The sequence below is a fragment of the Pseudomonas sp. 22526 genome, from assembly GCF_052044735.1.
In the GTDB taxonomy this organism is placed as follows: Bacteria; Pseudomonadota; Gammaproteobacteria; order Pseudomonadales; family Pseudomonadaceae; genus Aquipseudomonas; species Aquipseudomonas piscium.
Genome location: NZ_JBQENK010000002.1, coordinates 236,239 through 254,047 on the forward strand (window position 1 = coordinate 236,239; position 17,809 = coordinate 254,047).

The 17,809-nt window shown below is 62.4% G+C and carries 13 protein-coding genes and 1 pseudogene; 9 read left to right on the plus strand and 5 right to left on the minus strand.

All coding sequences use genetic code 11. From position 1 onward, the window contains the following. Nucleotides 1-43: 43 nt before the first annotated feature. The 5 genes from moaE to ACTJKT_RS03480 all read right to left on the minus strand — a co-directional run bounded on the left by moaE (nucleotide 44) and on the right by ACTJKT_RS03480 (nucleotide 4,280). Entirely contained in the window at nucleotides 44-496 is a 453-nt protein-coding gene (moaE, locus tag ACTJKT_RS03460; RefSeq protein ID WP_210475378.1) for a molybdopterin synthase catalytic subunit MoaE, read from the minus strand. 1 nt (nucleotide 497) lies between these two features. Further along, nucleotides 498-740: a molybdopterin converting factor subunit 1 gene (gene moaD, locus ACTJKT_RS03465; protein ID WP_440786194.1), complete on the minus strand. Its 243-nt coding sequence runs from the start codon at nucleotides 738-740 to the stop codon at nucleotides 498-500. Continuing rightward, nucleotides 737-1,210, minus strand: a complete 474-nt coding sequence (gene moaC, locus ACTJKT_RS03470; protein ID WP_007932096.1) for a cyclic pyranopterin monophosphate synthase MoaC — start codon at nucleotides 1,208-1,210, stop codon at nucleotides 737-739. Before moaC ends, moaD begins: the two co-directional genes overlap by 4 nt. 202 nt (nucleotides 1,211-1,412) lie before the next feature. Then, nucleotides 1,413-2,807: a PhoH family protein gene (locus tag ACTJKT_RS03475; RefSeq protein ID WP_009047096.1), complete on the minus strand. Its 1,395-nt coding sequence runs from the start codon at nucleotides 2,805-2,807 to the stop codon at nucleotides 1,413-1,415. A 348-nt stretch (nucleotides 2,808-3,155) separates the two neighbouring features. Further along, nucleotides 3,156-4,280, minus strand: coding sequence for a polysaccharide deacetylase family protein (locus ACTJKT_RS03480; protein WP_440786195.1), 1,125 nt, complete (start codon nucleotides 4,278-4,280; stop codon nucleotides 3,156-3,158). Nucleotides 4,281-4,559: 279 nt separating this feature from the next. On the opposite strand from ACTJKT_RS03480, the gene yaaA reads away from it, so the two are divergent. The 9 genes and pseudogenes from yaaA (at nucleotide 4,560) to ACTJKT_RS03525 (ending at nucleotide 17,797) form a co-directional block, all read left to right on the plus strand. After that, nucleotides 4,560-5,339 carry a peroxide stress protein YaaA gene (gene yaaA, locus ACTJKT_RS03485; RefSeq protein WP_440786196.1) on the plus strand — a complete coding sequence of 260 codons (780 nt, stop codon included), beginning with the start codon at nucleotides 4,560-4,562 and terminating at the stop codon, nucleotides 5,337-5,339. 813 nt (nucleotides 5,340-6,152) lie between these two features. Next, nucleotides 6,153-7,469, plus strand: a complete 1,317-nt coding sequence (locus ACTJKT_RS03490) for a nucleotide sugar dehydrogenase (RefSeq protein WP_440786197.1) — start codon at nucleotides 6,153-6,155, stop codon at nucleotides 7,467-7,469. Between the two features lie 218 nt (nucleotides 7,470-7,687). Continuing rightward, the gene (gene alg8 / locus ACTJKT_RS03495; protein WP_440786198.1) at nucleotides 7,688-9,169 is read left to right on the plus strand and encodes a mannuronan synthase; all 1,482 of its coding nucleotides are present in this window, start codon (nucleotides 7,688-7,690) and stop codon (nucleotides 9,167-9,169) included. A gap of 35 nt (nucleotides 9,170-9,204) precedes the next feature. Then, nucleotides 9,205-10,374, plus strand: a complete 1,170-nt coding sequence (locus ACTJKT_RS03500) for a PilZ domain-containing protein (RefSeq protein ID WP_440786199.1) — start codon at nucleotides 9,205-9,207, stop codon at nucleotides 10,372-10,374. Nucleotides 10,375-10,445: 71 nt separating this feature from the next. Continuing rightward, nucleotides 10,446-11,933: an alginate biosynthesis TPR repeat lipoprotein AlgK gene (gene algK / locus ACTJKT_RS03505; RefSeq protein WP_440786200.1), complete on the plus strand. Its 1,488-nt coding sequence runs from the start codon at nucleotides 10,446-10,448 to the stop codon at nucleotides 11,931-11,933. Then, entirely contained in the window at nucleotides 11,930-13,582 is a 1,653-nt protein-coding gene (locus tag ACTJKT_RS03510; RefSeq protein WP_440786201.1) for an alginate export family protein, read from the plus strand. Before algK ends, ACTJKT_RS03510 begins: the two co-directional genes overlap by 4 nt. Nucleotides 13,583-13,608: 26 nt before the next feature. Further along, nucleotides 13,609-15,205 (plus strand): annotated as a pseudogene (gene algG, locus ACTJKT_RS03515) (mannuronan 5-epimerase AlgG). 11 nt (nucleotides 15,206-15,216) lie between these two features. Beyond that, nucleotides 15,217-16,665: an alginate O-acetyltransferase gene (locus tag ACTJKT_RS03520; protein ID WP_440786202.1), complete on the plus strand. Its 1,449-nt coding sequence runs from the start codon at nucleotides 15,217-15,219 to the stop codon at nucleotides 16,663-16,665. Nucleotides 16,666-16,672: 7 nt separating this feature from the next. Then, the gene (locus ACTJKT_RS03525) at nucleotides 16,673-17,797 is read left to right on the plus strand and encodes a mannuronate-specific alginate lyase (protein ID WP_440786203.1); all 1,125 of its coding nucleotides are present in this window, start codon (nucleotides 16,673-16,675) and stop codon (nucleotides 17,795-17,797) included. The last annotated feature ends 12 nt before the right edge of the window (nucleotides 17,798-17,809 follow it).

Genomic DNA, 17,809 nt, shown 5'->3' on the forward strand with positions numbered 1-17,809 from the left:
CCCGCGATGACGTACGTCCGGCCAGAGGAGAGGGATCAGGCCGTCATTCTTTCCAGCGATCCGCCGCCGCATGATCGCTATCACGCCCTTCCACCCAGCGTGGGCCGTCGGCGGTGGTTTCCTTTTTCCAGAACGGCGCGCGGGTCTTCAGGTAGTCCATGACAAAGGCACAGGCATCGAATGCCGCCTGGCGGTGAGCGCTGGCGGCGCCGACGAAGACGATCGGCTCACCCGGCTCCAGCGCGCCGATGCGATGCAGCACTTCCAGCTTGAGCAGCGGCCAGCGCTGTTCGGCCTCGGCGGCGATCTTGCCCAGGGCCTTTTCGGTCATGCCCGGGTAATGCTCGAGAAACATCCCCGCCACATCCAGGCCGTCGTTGAAATCACGCACGTAACCGACAAAGCTCACCACCGCGCCGACGCCGACATTCGCCGCATGCATCGCGTTGACTTCCGCCCCCGGATCGAAGGCGCTGGCTTGCACACGAATCGCCATGTCAGCCCCCGGTCACGGTAGGAAAAAACGCCACTTCGTCGCCGTCGCTCAGCGGCTCGTCGAGCTGGCAGAGGTCTTCGTTGCGGGCGCACATCAGGTTCTGTTCGCTGAGCACCTCGGCGCCCTCACGCTGGGCCAGCAGCGCGCGCACATCCTCGACCGTGGCGAAATCGCCGGCGACCCGCAGCGAATCCACGCCCAGCGCCTCGCGGTAGCGGGCGAAAAACTTCACGGTCAGGTTCATTGCTCACCCGCCTGGTAATGGCCGCTCTTGCCGCCCAGCTTCTCCAGCAGGCGCACGCCTTCGATGGTCATGCCGCGGTCCACGGCCTTGCACATGTCATAGATGGTCAGGGCCGCGACGCTGGCGGCGGTCAGGGCTTCCATTTCCACCCCGGTCTGCCCGGCCAGCTTGCAGCGGGCAACGATGCGCACGCTGTCCTCGCCTTCGGCGCTGAGCTCGACCTTGACGCTGGTGAGCATCAGCGGATGGCACAGGGGAATCAGATCGCTGGTCTTTTTCGCCGCCTGGATGCCGGCGATGCGCGCCACGGCGAACACATCACCCTTGGGGTGACCGCCGCTGACGATCATTTGCAGGGTTTGCGGGAGCATGCGCACCCGGGCTTCGGCCGTGGCTTCGCGGGACGTCACGGCTTTGTCGGTGACGTCGACCATATTGGCGCGACCTTGGGAATCGAGATGAGTCAGCACAGCCTTACTCCTGATCAGGAAAGGCGATTGTAAACCCGAGGGTCAATTTTCCGCACGCCTGATTATCCGCCCCCAATTCTGTAGGAGCGAGGCTTGCCCGCGATCCAGGCAACGCGGTGCAGCAGGGNNNCGCTCCTACGGAAGATAGGTTTGGTTCGGGCATAAAAAACGGGCGGCCTTGCGGCCGCCCGTCTGGTGAAGGTTACAGATGGGATTCGGCGTATTCAGCCAGAATCGAGCGTGGAACCCCTTGCAGGGTGATGTGCACCCCGTTGGGGAAGTCCTTGAAGCGTTCAGTCAGGTAGGTCAGCCCGGAGCTGGTTGCGGACAGGTAAGGAGTATCGATCTGCGCCAGGTTGCCCAGGCACACCACTTTGGAACCGGCGCCGGCACGGGTGATGATGGTTTTCATCTGGTGCGGGGTGAGGTTCTGGCATTCGTCGATCAGGATCAGGCTCTGCTGGAAGCTGCGGCCACGAATGTAGTTGAGGGATTTGAACTGCAGCGGCACCTTGCTGAGGATGTAGTCCACGCTGCCATGGGTGTTTTCGTCATCCATGTGCAGGGCTTCGAGGTTGTCGGTGATGGCGCCGAGCCAAGGCTCCATTTTTTCCGCTTCGGTGCCCGGCAGGAAGCCGATCTCCTGGTCCAGCCCCTGCACGCTGCGGGTGGCGATGATGCGCCGATAACGCTTGCTGACCATGGTCTGCTCGATGGCCGCGGCCAGGGCCAGGATGGTCTTGCCTGAACCGGCAGCCCCGGACAGGTTGACCAGATGGATGTCCGGATCGAGCAGGGCGAACAGCGCCAGGCCTTGATAGATGTCGCGCGGTTTCAGGCCCCAGGCTTCCTGGTGCAACAGGGGTTCCTGATGCAGGTCGAGAATCAGCAGCACATCGGCGCGAATCTCCTTGATCCAGCCGACAAAACCCTGCTCGTCGATGATGAACTCGTTGATGTGCACCGCCGGCAGGTTGTCGGTGAGTTGCACCTGGTGCCAGGTGCGGCCGTGGTCCTGGCGGGTTTCCACCTTGCTCACGCGGTCCCAGAAGGAACCGGTCATGTTGTGGAAGCCATTGGGCAGCAAGGCCACATCGTCGACCAGCTGGTCGGTGCTGTAGTCCTCGGCGGCGATCCCGCAGGCGCGCGCCTTGAGGCGCATGTTGATGTCTTTGGTCACCAGCACCACGCGCAGCTCCTTGTTGCGCGCATGCAGGTCGATCAACTGGTTGATGATGATGTTGTCGTTGAGGTTTTCCGGCAGCAGGCTGTTGGGCTCCGAGCGTTTGCTCATGAGGATCGACAGCAGGCCTTTGGGGCCGCTCTTGCCTCGCTGGATAGGCACGCCCAGCTCGACATCTTCCGGCGAGGCCTCACCCAGGGTCTTGTCGATCAGGCGAATGGCCTGGCGGCATTCCGCTGCAACGCTGTGATGGCCGCTCTTGAGCTTGTCGAGTTCCTCCAGAACGATCATCGGGATCGCCACATGGTGTTCTTCGAAGTTCAGCAGGGCGTTTGGATCGTGAATCAATACATTGGTATCGAGTACATAAAGGATTGGCTGGTTGGAGGAAGGGCTACGTCCGTGGTCATCCATACTCGGTCACCTTATGTGGGGGCCAGTCGACGCAATACCATGGCGGTGCTGCGCCTCGAATTGACCGTCGAATTCACCCGCGGGAGGTCGAGTGACTTGCACACAAAAGGAGTCTTGGGAGACGCCACCTGTGTTGCAGGTTTCGGCGGTCTGACTTCGTAATACTCCAAAACCTGTGACAGGAAAAAGCACTTTGACGCTTTTTTTAAGTTTATTTTGCAGAGTGACGAATAGCCCTTGGCGCGCTGCCCCGGCACCGTTAAAGTCGGAAGTCCGCCTGCCTCGAAATCCTTGCCAAAATCGGCAAAAAATACTCCTCCCCCCGTAAATACGGACCTTTCGTCGTTTCTAGCGAAACGCGTCCTGACAATCCTCCCAACCGATTCCGCTCTGCGCCGTCTGCGTCAGCAACCAGGGCAATGCCGTCTTCACCGCATCCTGCCGGGCGTTGAAATTGATCACTCCGTGCCGCCACAACAGCATTAGGGTCAACACCCGCTGGCCGCTCTGCTCGCCCTTGAGCTTGCCGGCGCCGTCCTGCGGGTCTATGTCCCACAATGCCACCTGCAAGCCCTGTGCATTAAAGAAGGCCTGGGCGTCGGCCCGGCGCTGGCCGTAGGGCGGGCGGAACAGCGGCACGTAGTTTTCCGGCAGCTTGCCCTTGACCAGTTCGACGCTGCGCTCGATCGAGTCCTGCCAGTCCTGCCAGTGGCTGTGGGAGCGATACTCCCAGCCCTGGACGCCCACGCACTGCTGCGAATACAGGGCCTGCAGATTGGCCACCGAACGTTGTTCCAGGCGGCTCTGCACCTCGCTGCCGAGCACGAAGAAGGTGCCGTTCATGTTCGACTTGCGCAGGTATTCGGTGAGCCAGGGGGTATTGTCCGGGGCGAGATTGGCCGCGCTGTCGAAGGTCAGCAAGAACAGCCGGTCATTGAGTTCGTCGCCGTTGCGCTCGTAGTCGCCAAACCGCTCTATTTCGCTGGTGGTCTGGGGAAACAGCGCGGCCTTGCGCAGCAACTCGTCCAGGTACTGTTCATGGAAGGCCCGGCTTGGCTCGGCCCAGCGCGCGTAATAAGAGTCATCGCCCAACTGGAACTTGCCGGCCTGCTCGCGCAGGGTATCCATGTCCTCCACCAGGAAACAGAAGGAGGCGTCCTGGTCGCAGCTCTGCTGGGCGAAGTTGTAGTTGGCCAGCAATTGCTGCCAGAGCCGCTGGCGAGCGGTATCGATCGACGCCATGTTGATGATCCGCAGGCCCAGGCGCTGCTTCAACGAGGCTTCATCCCAGGCCTCGCTGACCAGCAGGGCGCGGGCAAAGGTAAGGATCTCCGCCCGCGACGCCACGTCGAACAGGGTCGGGTTGCCGAGCTGTTCCGGCCAGGTGCTGCGATCCAGGGTCGCCACATCGCTCGGCGCCGCCAGGGCGCCGAAGCTCAACAGCCAGATAGAAAGAAAAAACGCGCTGCGCAAAGGGATGTCTCCATAACAAAACCCGCGCGGCACTATAGCCGATGCCACGGCCCGCCCCTATTTGAATCCCCCCTTTGTAGGAGCGAGCTTGCTCGCGATGCGCGTCAACGATGACGCCTATCGCCTGATACCTTGCACTGCTCTCAGGTTCATCGCGAGCAAGCTCGCTCCTACAGAAAGCAGCAGTCAACGGACGACCGGCCTCCCCTATTGCCTTGATAGGTGGAGTCAAACCGCCCAAGCCCCTAGAATCCCCCGACGCTTACAGGAGACGACTTCATGCTGATGGTGATTTCACCCGCCAAGACCCTCGATTTCGAGACCCCGCCCGTCACGCAACGCTTCACCCAGCCGCAGTACCTCGATCACTCCCAGGAACTGATCCTGCAATTGCGCGAACTGAGCCCGGCGCAAATCAGCGAACTGATGCACGTCTCCGACAAGATCGGCGGCCTCAACGCCGCGCGTTTCGGCAGCTGGACCCCGGCCTTCACTCCGGCCAACGCCAAGCAGGCGCTGCTGGCGTTCAAGGGCGACGTGTACACCGGCCTGAATGCCGAAACCCTGAGCGAAGCCGATTTCGACTACGCCCAGCAGCATCTGCGCATGCTCTCCGGCCTGTACGGCCTGCTGCGCCCGCTGGACCTGATGCAGCCTTACCGCCTGGAAATGGGCACCAAGCTGGCCAACGCCCGCGGCAAGGACCTGTACGCCTTCTGGGGCACGCGCATCAGCGAATGGCTCAATGAGGCCCTGGCCGAACAGGGCGACGACCTGCTGCTCAACCTGGCTTCCAACGAATACTTCTCGGCGGTCAAGCGCACGGCCCTGAACGCCCGGATCATCAATACCGAGTTCAAGGACCTGAAGAACGGCCAGTACAAGATCATCAGCTTCTACGCCAAGAAGGCCCGGGGCATGATGAGCCGCTTCGTCATCGAAGAACGCATCAACGACCCGCAGGCGCTCAAGCAGTTCGATGTCCAGGGTTACCGCTACAGCGCCGAACAGTCGAAACCCGACAATCTGGTTTTCCTGCGCGATCACGCACCGGAATAACGCACCCGGTCGACGCACTGGTTTCGCGCAAACGAGTGCGTCGACGAGCGGTCACTTTCCTCTTTGACTCCCGCCAAAACGCCAAACAATTGGCGCCAAAATATTTTCTTCTGAATTTATAACTTTTGTTTCACTCGACAGAGGTCATTTTTTTCAGTAGTGGCACGCAAAATTTTTATCGGTAGTGGCATAAAAATATCCCCGCGCTTTAACTCCCCATAACTACAGGCTGAAATGGTAAGTGCTATCAATATGAAAGCAGTGCCATCTTTTGCAATATTTCAAGAAATTTCAGAAAACAGGATCAGCGGTCTGGAACTATGTCCTGAACCACCGCTCATACCACCGGTAACGATTCTCGACGAGTTTGTAGGAGATGACTTACATGGGATCCAAAGACAGTAGCGAAGTTGTCATATTGTCCTGACCTACTGCTCACGGGTTCGAACTTAGGGTCAATACACAGGAGATAATGCACCATTACTATCCCCTACAAGGCCATGGCATAGCCCGCCTTAAAGCGCTTCCGGGAGCGTGTAACTACCTGATTACTATGGGCCCACGCCTATAAACCAGGATTATCGCCAACCTCGGAGCAGCCTTCCAGCAGGAAGGACGGCGACATTTAAGGGCAGCCCCTACAACAAGGCCAAGTTGCGCACAACTTGAGTGCACTTATTTAGACACTCGGAACTTAGTCTGCCTGCACTGGATATATCAACGCTTGTTCGTTGAACTTCCGAGTGCGTAATTACAGCTGGCAAACATTAACTCCGGCCATCTAATGGCGTGAATAACACAGAGGTAAATGCGATGCGCATCAGCATATTTGGTTTGGGTTACGTCGGCGCGGTATGTGCCGGTTGCCTGTCTGCACGGGGCCATGAGGTCGTTGGCGTCGATGTTGCCAAGGACAAGATCGACATGATCAACGCAGGCAAATCGCCGATCGTTGAACCGGGTCTGGGTGAACTTCTGGCGCAAGGTATTCAAACCGGTCGTCTGCGCGGCACCACCAACTTCGCCGAGGCGATTCGCGACACCGACTTGTCGATGATCTGTGTCGGCACGCCAAGCAAGAAGAATGGCGACCTGGAACTCAACTACATCGAAGCGGTATGCCGCGAGATCGGTTTTGTCCTGCGTGACAAGACTTCCCGCCACACCATCGTGGTGCGCAGTACCGTACTTCCGGGCACCGTGGCCAACGTGGTGATCCCGATTCTCGAAGACTGCTCCGGCAAGAAGGCCGGCGTCGACTTCGGCGTCGCGGTCAACCCTGAGTTCCTGCGTGAAAGCACCGCGATCAAGGACTACGACTTCCCGCCGATGACCGTGATCGGCGAGTTCGACAAGGCATCGGGCGACGTCCTGCAATCGCTGTACGAAGAACTCGACGCACCGATCATCCGCAAGGACATCGCCGTCGCCGAGATGATCAAGTACACCTGCAACGTGTGGCACGCCACCAAGGTGACCTTCGCCAACGAGATCGGCAACATCGCCAAGGCCGTCGGCGTCGACGGTCGTGAAGTGATGGACGTGGTCTGCCAGGACAAGACCCTCAACCTGTCCCAATACTACATGCGTCCAGGCTTCGCCTTCGGCGGCTCCTGCCTGCCCAAGGACGTGCGCGCCCTGACCTTCCGCGCCGGCTCCCTGGACATCGAAGCGCCGCTGCTCAACTCGCTGATGCGCAGTAACGAGTCCCAGGTGCAGAACGCCTTCGACATCGTCTCCAGCCACGAAAAACGCAAAGTCGCCCTGCTCGGCCTGAGCTTCAAGGCCGGTACCGACGACCTGCGCGAAAGCCCGCTGGTGGAGCTGGCGGAAATGCTGATCGGCAAGGGCTTCGACCTGAGCATCTACGACAGCAACGTCGAGTACGCCCGCGTCCACGGTGCCAACAAGGACTACATCGAGTCCAAGATCCCCCACGTCTCGTCCCTGCTCAACGCGGACTTCGACTCGGTGATCGACAACTCCGACGTGATCATCCTCGGCAACCGCGACGAGAAGTTCCGCGCTCTGGCCGAAGAAGTGCCGCATGGCAAACAGGTCATCGACCTGGTCGGGTTCATGTCCAAGGCCACCAGCGCGAGCGGCCGGACCGAAGGGATCTGCTGGTAACCAGCGGCATCGGGGGCAGTCCCCCGTTCCTGTAGCCGCTGCCGCAGGCTGCGTCGAACCCGAAGGGGTCGCGACGCACCTGCAATCGCCGGAGGTCCTGCGGACCTATCGCAGCCTCCGGCAGCGGCTACAGGAATGTGCCCCTTTGGCTTTTTCGCCTGCCTTAACCCCATCGGGCCACCCCACAGGCTCGCCCGAGATCGAGACGGATGCAGATTATGCACAGGCTAAAGCACGGCCTACTCCAGGCCGCAGGTTGGCTGTTTTTCTTGAGTTTACTGATGGGTCTCGCCCTGGCGTTGCCCGCGTCCACATTCGACTCCGAATCGAAGGACTTCATCTTCCTGATTGGCGCCGTGGGTATCTGGCGCTACTCGATGGGTGCCACGCATTTCGTGCGCGGCATGCTGTTTCTCTATGTGGTCTACCCGCACCTGCGCCGCAAAGTGCGCAAGCTGGGCAAGGCCGCCGATCCGTCCCACGTGTACCTGATGGTCACCAGCTTCCGGATCGACGCCCTGACCACCGCCCAGGTCTATGGCTCGGTGATCCGTGAAGCCATCGACTGCGGCTTCCCCACCACCGTGGTCTGCTCGATCGTGGAGATGTCCGACGAGCTGCTGGTGAAAAGCCTCTGGGCCCGCATGAACCCGCCGGCCCACGTCAAGCTCGACTTCGTGCGCATCCCCGGCACCGGCAAGCGCGACGGCCTGGCCTTCGGTTTCCGCGCCATCTCCCGCCACCTGCCGGACGACCGTGCCGTGGTCGCGGTGATCGACGGCGATACCGTGCTCGGCGAAGGCGTGGTGCGCAAGACCGTGCCCTGGTTCCAGCTGTTCGGCAACGTCGGCGGCCTGACCACCAACGAGTTCTGCGAAGTGCGCGGCGGCTACATCATGAGCGAATGGCACAAGCTGCGTTTCGCCCAGCGCCACATCAACATGTGCTCCATGGCCCTGTCCAAGCGCGTGTTGACCATGACCGGACGCATGTCGGTGTTCCGCGCCAGCGTGGTCACCAACCCGGACTTCATCGCCGACGTGGAAAGCGACTCGCTGCAACACTGGCGCCTGGGCCGCTTCAAGTTCCTCACCGGCGACGACAAGTCCAGCTGGTTCAGCCTGATGCGCCTGGGCTACGACACCTTCTACGTGCCCGACGCGGCGATCAACACCGTGGAACACCCGCCGGAGAAGAGTTTCATCAAGGCCAGCCGCAAGCTGATGTTCCGCTGGTACGGCAACAACCTGCGGCAGAACTCCCGGGCCCTGGGCCTGGGCCTCAAGCGCCTGGGCCTGTTCACCAGCGTGGTGCTGTTCGACCAGCGCGTGTCGATGTGGACCTCCCTGCTGGGCCTGACCGTGGCCCTGCTCGCCAGCTTCAAGTACGGCACCGCGTTCATCCTGGTGTACCTGCTGTGGATCGGTATCACCCGCCTGCTGCTGACCCTGCTGCTGTCCTGTTCGGGGCACCGGATCGGCCCGGCCTACCCTTTGATCCTCTATTACAACCAGATCGTCGGAGCCCTGGTGAAGATCTACGTGTTCTTCCGCCTCGACCAACAGTCCTGGACCCGCCAACCGACTGCTCTGTCCCGTGACCTCGCCAGCTTTCAACGTTGGTTCAACACCTGGTCGTCTCGGACCATGACCTTCTCCGCCGGCAGCATTTTCGTCGCCGCGTTGCTGATGATGGTCTGACCCGCCTTGCCTGAATTAACTAGGAAATCGCCCTTATGAACACCGCCGTGAACGTCAACGTAGTGCATGAATCCGAAGCCCAACGCCAACACGCCCGGGTCAAAATCCCGGCCAAGCTGCGTTTCTTCGGCCCCGACCGGACCCCGGTCGAAGCGCGGGTCATCGACCTCTCCGCCGGCGGCCTGAGCTTCAACTGCGGGCAACTGCCGATCAAGGTCGGCGACGTGCACAAGGGTCGCCTGCAGTTCGTCATCGACAACCTCGGGCTGGCCATGGACGTGGAGCTGCTGGTGCGCTCGGTGGATCGCCCGAGCGGCCGTGTCGGTTGCCAGTTCCAGAACCTCGAGCCGCGGGACATCTCGACCCTGCGCCAGCTGATCACCTCGCACCTGGCCGGCGACATCGTGACCATGGGCGACGTGCTCGCCACCCTGCAGCGCGACAACTTCACCAAGGCGCGCAAGACCAAGGACGCCGGCCACGGCATGAGCGCCCTGGGCCGCCTGCGTGCGGTGACCTTCAGCGCCGGGATCTTCGTCGTTGGCCTGGCGGCCTTCGGTTTCATCCTCAAGTCGGTGTACGGCATGTACTTCGTCAGCCACGCCCAGGCCGGCCTGGTCAGCGCGCCGGGGATGAACGTCACCATGCCGCGCGACGGCACCGTGCAGAGCCTGATCCAGGCCGACGGCGTGGCCGCCAAGGGCGCCCCGCTGGCGACCTTCAGCACCAGCATGCTCGACGTGCTCAAGGGCCACCTGAACGAAGACCAGTTGCAACCGGCCAAGGTCGAGGAGCTGTTCGGCAAGCAGATGACCGGCACCCTGACCTCGCCCTGCGACTGCACCGTGGCCCAGCAGATGGTTGCCGACGGCCAGTACGCCAGCAAGGGCGACGTGATCTTCCAGCTGGTGCCGCGCAACAGCCAGGCCAACATCGAGGCGCGTTTCTCCTACCGCCAGTTCGCCGACGTGCGTCCGGGGACCAAGGTCAGCTTCCAGATCGCCGGCGAAGACGAGGTGCGCAGCGGCACCATCGTCAGCAGCACCAGCCTCAACAGCAGCGACCTGTCCTCGGACATTCGCGTGCAGATCAAGCCCGACGCCCCGCTGAGCAGCGCCTTCGCCGGCCGCCCGGTGGAAGTCAGCAGCGACCGCGGCCCATCCGTGAACTGGCTGCTCGACAAAGCCATGGCTGCCGGTCTCTAACCATGAATATTCATACCCCACTCCCGATGACGAAAACGGCCCCTGTAGCCGCTGCCGCAGGCTGCGATCGAGTGCAACGCACTCGTGAAGGGGATGAACACGCTCTGGCGAAAACACCACAGCGTCCGGAAACCGTCCGCTACGCGGCCGATCGCAGCCTTCGGCAGCGGCTACAGGGTTCGGCATTGCTGTTGCCTCTGGTGACCGCCATGGCCCTGGCCGGTTGCGCCGGCCTGCCCGACCAGCGCCTGGCCAACGAAGCCCTGAAGCGCGGCGACACCGTGCTCGCGGAGCAGAACTACCGGCAACTGGCGGACCTGGGCTATAGCGACGCCCAGGTCGGCCTGGCCGATATCCAGATGGAAACCCGCGACCCGGCGAAGATCAAGCAAGCCGAGGCGACCTACCGCGCCGCGGCCGACACCTCGCCGCGGGCCCAGGCGCGCCTGGGCCGCCTGCTGGTGGCCAAGCCCGGCTCCACCGAGGCCGAACATCACGAAGCCGAAGGCCTGCTGAAAAAGGCCTTCGCCAACGGTGAAGGCAACACCCTGATCCCGCTGGCGATGCTCTACCTGCAATATCCGCAGAGCTTCCCGAAGGTCAACGCCCAGCAGCAGATCAGCCAATGGCGCAGCGCCGGCTACCCGGAAGCCGGCCTGGCCCAGGTGCTGCTGTACCGCACCCAGGGCACCTACGACCAGCACCTGGCCGAGGTGGAAACCATCTGCAAGGCAGCGCTGAACGTCACCGATATCTGCTACGTCGAACTGGCCACCGTCTACCAGAAACGCGGCCAGCCGGAGCAACAGGCCGAGCTGCTGAAACAGCTGCAGGCCGGACACGCCCGTGGTGCCATCAGCGCACAACGAGTGGACAGCGTGGCCCGGGTGCTGGGCGATGCCAGCCTGGGCAAGACCGACGAGAAAACCGCGCAGGCGCTGCTGGAGCCGATCGCTCCCGGCTACCCGGCCTCCTGGGTCACCCTGGCGCAACTGCTCTACGACTTCCCCGAACTGGGCGACGTCGACAAGATGATGCAATACCTGGACAACGGTCGCGCCGCCGACCAGCCTCGCGCCGAACTGCTGCTGGGCAAGCTCTACTACGAAGGCAAGATGGTCCCGGCCGATGCCAAGGTCGCCGAAGAACACTTCAAGAAGGCCCAGGGCAAGGAAGTCGCCGCCGACTACTACCTCGGCCAGATCTACCGCCGCGGCTACCTGGGCCAGGTCTATCCGCAAAAGGCCCTGGACCACCTGCTGACCGCCGCGCGCAACGGCCAGAACAGCGCCGATTTCGCCATTGCCCAGCTGTTTTCCCAGGGCAAGGGCACCAAGCCCGACCCGCTCAACGCCTATGTCTTCAGCCAACTGGCCAAGACCCAGGACACCCCGCAAGCCAACGAGCTCGCGCAACAACTCGAAGCCCAACTGCCGCCAGGCCAACGCGCCGAGGCCCAACGCCTGCTGCAACAGGAGCAGGCCGTGCGTGGCGCCTTGAGCCAGAACACGTTGGAACTGCACGCGCTGCAGGAAGAAGACGGTGAGGAATCCCTATGAAGTTCACTCCATCCAGCCACGCCAATCCTGTAGCCGCTGCCGCAGGCTGCGATCGAGCGCGCAGCGCTCGCCAACCAGGCGACCGAGATCTGCCAGCGACACCGCGCGCACAGGTTTTGCGGCCGCTGCGCAGCCGATCGCAGCCTGCGGCAGCGGCTACGGGGAAATTGTTCAGCCTGTCGAAGCTGGGTGTGGCCCTGGGTTTTGCCCTGCTCTGGTCCAACCCGACGCTGGCAGCCGTCACCGATACCAAGAACTTCGGCCTGGAAGTGAAGATCACCGGCCAGTCCGAAGACGACCGTGACCTCGGCACCCTGGGCGGCGGCGACGTCAACGGCGTAGGCCTCGACCTGCGTCCCTGGGTGTACGGCGAGAGCGGCAACTGGAGCGCCTACGCCATGGGCCAGGCGGTGACCTCCACCGACATCATCGAGACCGACACCCTGCAGCAGTCCGACGGCGCCAGCACCGAAAGCAGCAACAACAGCGACCGCAAGAGCAAGAAGAACTACCTGGCGATGCGCGAGTTCTGGATCGGCTACAGCGGCCTCACCCCCTACCCGGGCGAGCTGTTGAAATTCGGCCGCCAGCGCCTGCGCAACGACGACGGCCAATGGCGCGACACCAACATCGAAGCCCTCAACTGGACCTTCGACACCACCCTGCTGCGCGCCAACGCCGGCATCGCCGAACGCTTCAGCGAATACCGCACCGACCTCAAGGAGCTGGCGCCGGAAGACAAGGATCGCCTGCACGTCTACGGCGACGTGGCCTACCAGTGGACCCCGGGGCATTGGGCCGGCGTCCGCGCCCACCACAGCCACGACGACGGCAAGCTCGACTACCCGGTCCCGGGCGAAGCCACCGACTCCCTGGACAAGCGCCAGAACGGCGACCTGACCTGGCTCGGCCTGGAAGCCAACAGCGACGCCTACAACTGGCGCAACACCAACACCCTCAACTACTGGGCGAGCATCACCGGCATGAGCGGCGACCGCGACAAGGTCAACGCGCTGAACGCCGACGGCACCCGCCCGGCCCAGGCCAAGAGCGGCGAGAGCCTCGACGGCTGGGCCACCGACCTCGGCGTGCGCCTGCGCCTGGACCCGAAATGGCAGGTCGGCGCGGCCTACGCCCGCGCCAGCGGCGACTACGAACAGAACGGCCTGGAAAGCAACCGCTCGAACTACACCGGGACCCGCTCGCGGGTGCACCGTTTCGGCGAAGCCTTCCGCGGCGAAATGAACAACATGCAGACCGCCACCCTGTTCGGTTCCTGGATGCTCGCCGACGAATACGACGCCAGCCTGATCTACCACAAGTTCTGGCGCGTGGACGGCAACAGGCCTGTGGGCAGCAACGGTATCAACGCCGTGGAAAACAACTACGACGACGCCACCGGCGCCCTGCTCTCCAGCTCGTCCCTGCCGCTGCGCGATGGCGAGAAAGACCTCGGCCAGGAAGTGGACCTGGTGGTCACCAAGTACTTCAAGCAAGGCCTGCTGCCGGCCGCGCTCAGCCAGTCGATCGACGAGCCTTCGGCGCTGGTGCGTTTTCGTGGCGGCGTGTTCAAGCCGGGCGATGCCTACGGCAAGAACGTCGACTCGTACATGCACCGCGCCTTCGTCGACGTGATCTGGCGCTTCTGATGCGAGCCGCCAAGGGAGTGCCTGAGATGAACAGCCCGATGAACAGCCCAGCGATGAAAGGCTCGATCAGCCTGCTGGCCGGCGCGCTGCTGCTNCGCCGCCTTCGCCAATGTCGAACCGGTCCCGGCGACAACCCCAGGCAAGCCATCGACCGTGGCCAAGGGATTGCAACAGGCCAAGACCTACACCGTCAGCAGCGCGCCGACCGCGCCGCTGAACCTGGCCAAGCCGACCCTGCCCGACCTCTCCGGCTACACCGCCGAAGCGGCGGCGGCGAAGATCGTGCGCAGCAAGCCCGGCAAGATCAGCGTGCGCCGCATGATGCAGGAAGACGCGCTGAAGGACTTTATCGGCGGTGACAACAAGATGGCCGAATGGGTGGTGCGCCAGCACGGCATCCCCCAGGCGATCTTCATCGACGACGGTTACGTCAACCTCAAGGAGCTGGCGAAGAAGCTGCCCAAGCAGTACATCAGCGAAACCTCGCCGGGCGTATACCTGGCGCGGCTGCCGATCGTGGTCGGGAGCAAGGGCATCCTGGAAATCGACCAGCAGACCCAGGAACTGCGCCTGTCCCAGGAAGGCGGTTCGTTCCTGGTCAACGACGGCCAGCTGTTCGTGCGCGATACCAAGGTCACCGGCTGGCGCGAGAAGGACAACGGCCCGGCGACCTTCAACTCGCCCAAGGAATTCCGTCCGTTCCTGCTGGCCTGGGGCGGCACCGAGACCTACATCGTCAACAGCAAGATGGCCAGCTTCGGCTACGCCAACAGTAAGTCCTACGGCGTGAGTATTTCCCAGTACACGCCGAACATGGCCAAGGTGCTCAAGCGCCCCGAACCCACCGGCTGGATCATCGGCTCGGAGTTCTCGGACATGTGGTACGGCTTCTACTGCTACGAGACCCGCGACTTTGTGGTCAAGGGCAACACCTACAAGGACAACATCGTCTACGGCATCGACCCCCACGACCGTTCGCACCGGCTGATCATCGCCGACAACACCGTCTACGGGACCAAGAAGAAGCACGGGATCATCATTTCCCGGGAAGTGAACGACAGCTTCATCTTCAACAACCGCAGCTACGAGAACAAACTTTCGGGCCTGGTGATCGACCGTAACAGCGTGAACAACCTGATCGCCGACAACGAGATCTACCGCAACCACACCGACGGCATCACCCTCTACGAGAGTGCTGACAACCTGCTGTGGGGCAACAGGGTGATCAGCAACCGTCGCCACGGCATCCGCATTCGTAACAGCGTGAACATCCGCCTGTACGAGAACGTCGCCATGGCCAACGGCCTGACCGGCGTCTACGGCCACATCAAGGACCTCTCCGACACCGACCGTGACATCAAGCTCGACCCGTTCGACGCCCAGGTGTCGCTGATCGTGGTCGGTGGCGAGCTGGCGGCCAACGGCAGCGGCCCGATGTCCATCGACTCGCCGTTGAGCGTCGAGCTGTACCGCGTGTCCATGCTCGCCCCGACCAAGAGCAGCGGCATCAGCTTCTCGGGGATCCTCGGCGAGCGCCAGGACGAAATTCTTGACCTGCTGGTGCGCCAGCAGAAAGCCGTGCTGATCGACCCTGTCGAACGCCAGACCGAAATGCGCGATTGAGGATGACTGTCATGCGCCCACACCTGATCAAACTCTTGAGCCTCTCGGCATTGACCGCGGGCATTCTCGCCGCCAGCAACGGCGCCCGCGCCGATGCTTCGCAAGCACCAAAATTCACCGCCGATTCCTGCTGCAACCTGTGCCCGGCGGCGCACGATGCGAAGAACTACACCACCCGCTACCAGCAGAACTTCACCACCCTGGTGCAAGCCCAGGGCGACTGGCTGTTCCGTACCCAGGAAGACCTGCGCACCGAGTTCAACACCACGCCGGAAGGTTATCGCCGCCTGCAACAGCTGCACGATGCCTTCAAGAGCAAGGGCGTGGAGCTGGTGCTGGTCTACCAGCCGACCCGTGGCCTGGTGAACCGCAACAAGCTCAACCCGCAGGAGAAGGCCAGCTTCGACTACGACAAGGCGCTGAAAAACTACCAGGGCATGCTCGGCCGTTTCGCCCAGATGGGCTACGTGGTGCCGGACCTGTCGCCGCTGACCAACGAGCAATTGCCGGAAACCCTGCCTGCCCACGACTTCTACTTCCGCGGCGACCAGCACTGGACCCCCTACGGCGCCCAGCGCACGGCGAAGATCGTGGCGCAGAAGGTCAAGCAGCTGCCGGCCTTCGCCGACATTCCCAAGCGTGAGTTCGAGACCCACAAGTCCGGGCGCATGGGCAAGACCGGCACCCTGCACAACATGGCCGGCCAGCTCTGCGGCACCAGCTACGCGATCCAGTACATGGACCAGTTCACCACCGAACCCAAGGGCGAAGCCGGCGACGGCGACCTGTTCGGCGATTCCGGCAACCCGGAAATCACCCTGGTGGGCACCAGCCACAGCGGCAAGAACTACAACTTCGCCGGCTTCCTGCAGGAAGAAATCGGCGCCGACATCCTCAACGTCGCCTTCCCCGGCGGTGGCTTCGAGGGCTCCATGCTGCAGTACCTGGGCAGTGAGGAATTCCAGACCAAGCCACCGAAGATCCTGATCTGGGAATTCTCGCCGCTGTACCGCCTGGACCAGGAAACCATCTACCGGCAGATGATGGCCCTGCTCGACAACGGCTGCGAAGGCAAGCCGGCGCAAATGAGCGCCAGCGCCACCCTCAAGCCCGGCAAGAACGAGCTGATGGTCAACAGCAAGAACATGGACCTGCGCAACAGCAGCCACCAGGTCGATATCCGCTTCGCCGACACCTCGGTGAAAACCCTGCAAGCCACCCTCTGGTACATGAACGGGCGCCACGAGGACATCAAGATCGACAAACCGGAAACATCCGACACCGACGGGCGTTTCGCCTTTGAACTGCGCACCGACGAAGACTGGGCCTCGCAGAACCTGCTGGCGGTCGAAGTCCAGGGTCCGGAAGCGGGCGCCGCGGCGCAGAAAGTCGAAGCGAAAATTTGCAAACGCAACGTATTCCCGGACGCCGGTCAACGCACCGCGCAAATCGGGCAATGAGGTTCCTATGCAAAGCAAAACGCTGAAACAGTTATTGGCCCCGAGCCTGTTGAGCCTGGCGCTGTTCGCCGGCGCAACCCAGGCCGCGGCCCCACTGCGCCCGCCCCAGGGTTATTACGCGCCGGTGGATAAATTCAAGAGCGGCGACCACAGCGAAGGCTGCGACGCCATGCCCGCGCCTTACACCGGCTCGCTGCAATTTCGCAGCAAGTACGAAGGTTCGGACAAGGCCCGCGCGACCCTCAACGTGCAATCGGAAAAGGCCTTTCGCGACAGCACCGCCGACATCACCAAGATCGAGCGCGGCACCAGCAAGCGGGTGATGCAGTTCATGCGCGACGGCCGTCCGGAACAACTGGACTGCACCCTGAGCTGGCTGACGGCCTGGGCCCAGGCCGATGCGCTGATGTCCAAGGACTTCAACCACACCGGCAAGTCCATGCGCAAATGGGCCCTGGGCAGCATGGCCTCGGCCTACCTGCGCCTGAAGTTCTCCGACTCCCATCCGCTGGACACCCACCCGCAGCAAGCGCAACAGATCGAGGCCTGGTTCAGCAAGCTGGCCGACCAGGTGGTCAGCGACTGGGACAACCTGCCGCTGGAGCAGACCAACAACCACTCGTACTGGGCCGCCTGGTCGGTGATGGCGACGGCCGTGGCGACCAACCGCCGCGACCTGTTCGACTGGGCCGTGAAGGAATACAAGGTCGGCGCCAACCAGGTCGATGCCGACGGTTTCCTGCCCAACGAACTCAAGCGCCAGCAACGCGCCCTGGCCTATCACAACTACGCCCTGCCGCCGTTGGCGATGATCGCCAGCTTCGCCCAGGTCAACGGCGTCGACCTGCGCCAGGAAAACCACGGCGCGCTGAAACGCCTGGGCGAGCGGGTGCTGGCCGGGGTGAAGGATCCGGATGAGTTCGAGGAGAAGAACGGCAAGGAACAGGACATGACCGACCTCAAGGTCGACTCGAAATTCGCCTGGCTCGAACCCTTCTGCAGCCTCTACACCTGCGCGCCGGATGTGATCGAGAGCAAGCACAAGATGCAACCGTTCAAGACCTTCCGCCTGGGTGGCGACCTGACCAAGGTCTACGACCCATCCTTCGAGAAGGGCAACAAGGGTTCATAACCCGTAGGAGCG

Bases quoted from the DNA above. Each gene is read 5' to 3' on its own strand.
- moaE (WP_210475378.1), bottom strand. From the start codon at position 496: ATGGCGATTCGTGTGCAAGCCAGCGCCTTCGATCCGGGGGCGGAAGTC.
- moaD (WP_440786194.1), bottom strand. From the start codon at position 740: ATGAACCTGACCGTGAAGTTTTTCGCCCGCTACCGCGAGGCGCTGGGC.
- ACTJKT_RS03475 (WP_009047096.1), bottom strand. From the start codon at position 2,807: ATGGATGACCACGGACGTAGCCCTTCCTCCAACCAGCCAATCCTTTAT.
- yaaA (WP_440786196.1), top strand. From the start codon at position 4,560: ATGCTGATGGTGATTTCACCCGCCAAGACCCTCGATTTCGAGACCCCG.
- ACTJKT_RS03490 (WP_440786197.1), top strand. From the start codon at position 6,153: ATGCGCATCAGCATATTTGGTTTGGGTTACGTCGGCGCGGTATGTGCC.
- alg8 (WP_440786198.1), top strand. From the start codon at position 7,688: ATGCACAGGCTAAAGCACGGCCTACTCCAGGCCGCAGGTTGGCTGTTT.
- ACTJKT_RS03500 (WP_440786199.1), top strand. From the start codon at position 9,205: ATGAACACCGCCGTGAACGTCAACGTAGTGCATGAATCCGAAGCCCAA.
- ACTJKT_RS03510 (WP_440786201.1), top strand. From the start codon at position 11,930: ATGAAGTTCACTCCATCCAGCCACGCCAATCCTGTAGCCGCTGCCGCA.
- ACTJKT_RS03520 (WP_440786202.1), top strand. From the start codon at position 15,217: ATGCGCCCACACCTGATCAAACTCTTGAGCCTCTCGGCATTGACCGCG.
- ACTJKT_RS03525 (WP_440786203.1), top strand. From the start codon at position 16,673: ATGCAAAGCAAAACGCTGAAACAGTTATTGGCCCCGAGCCTGTTGAGC.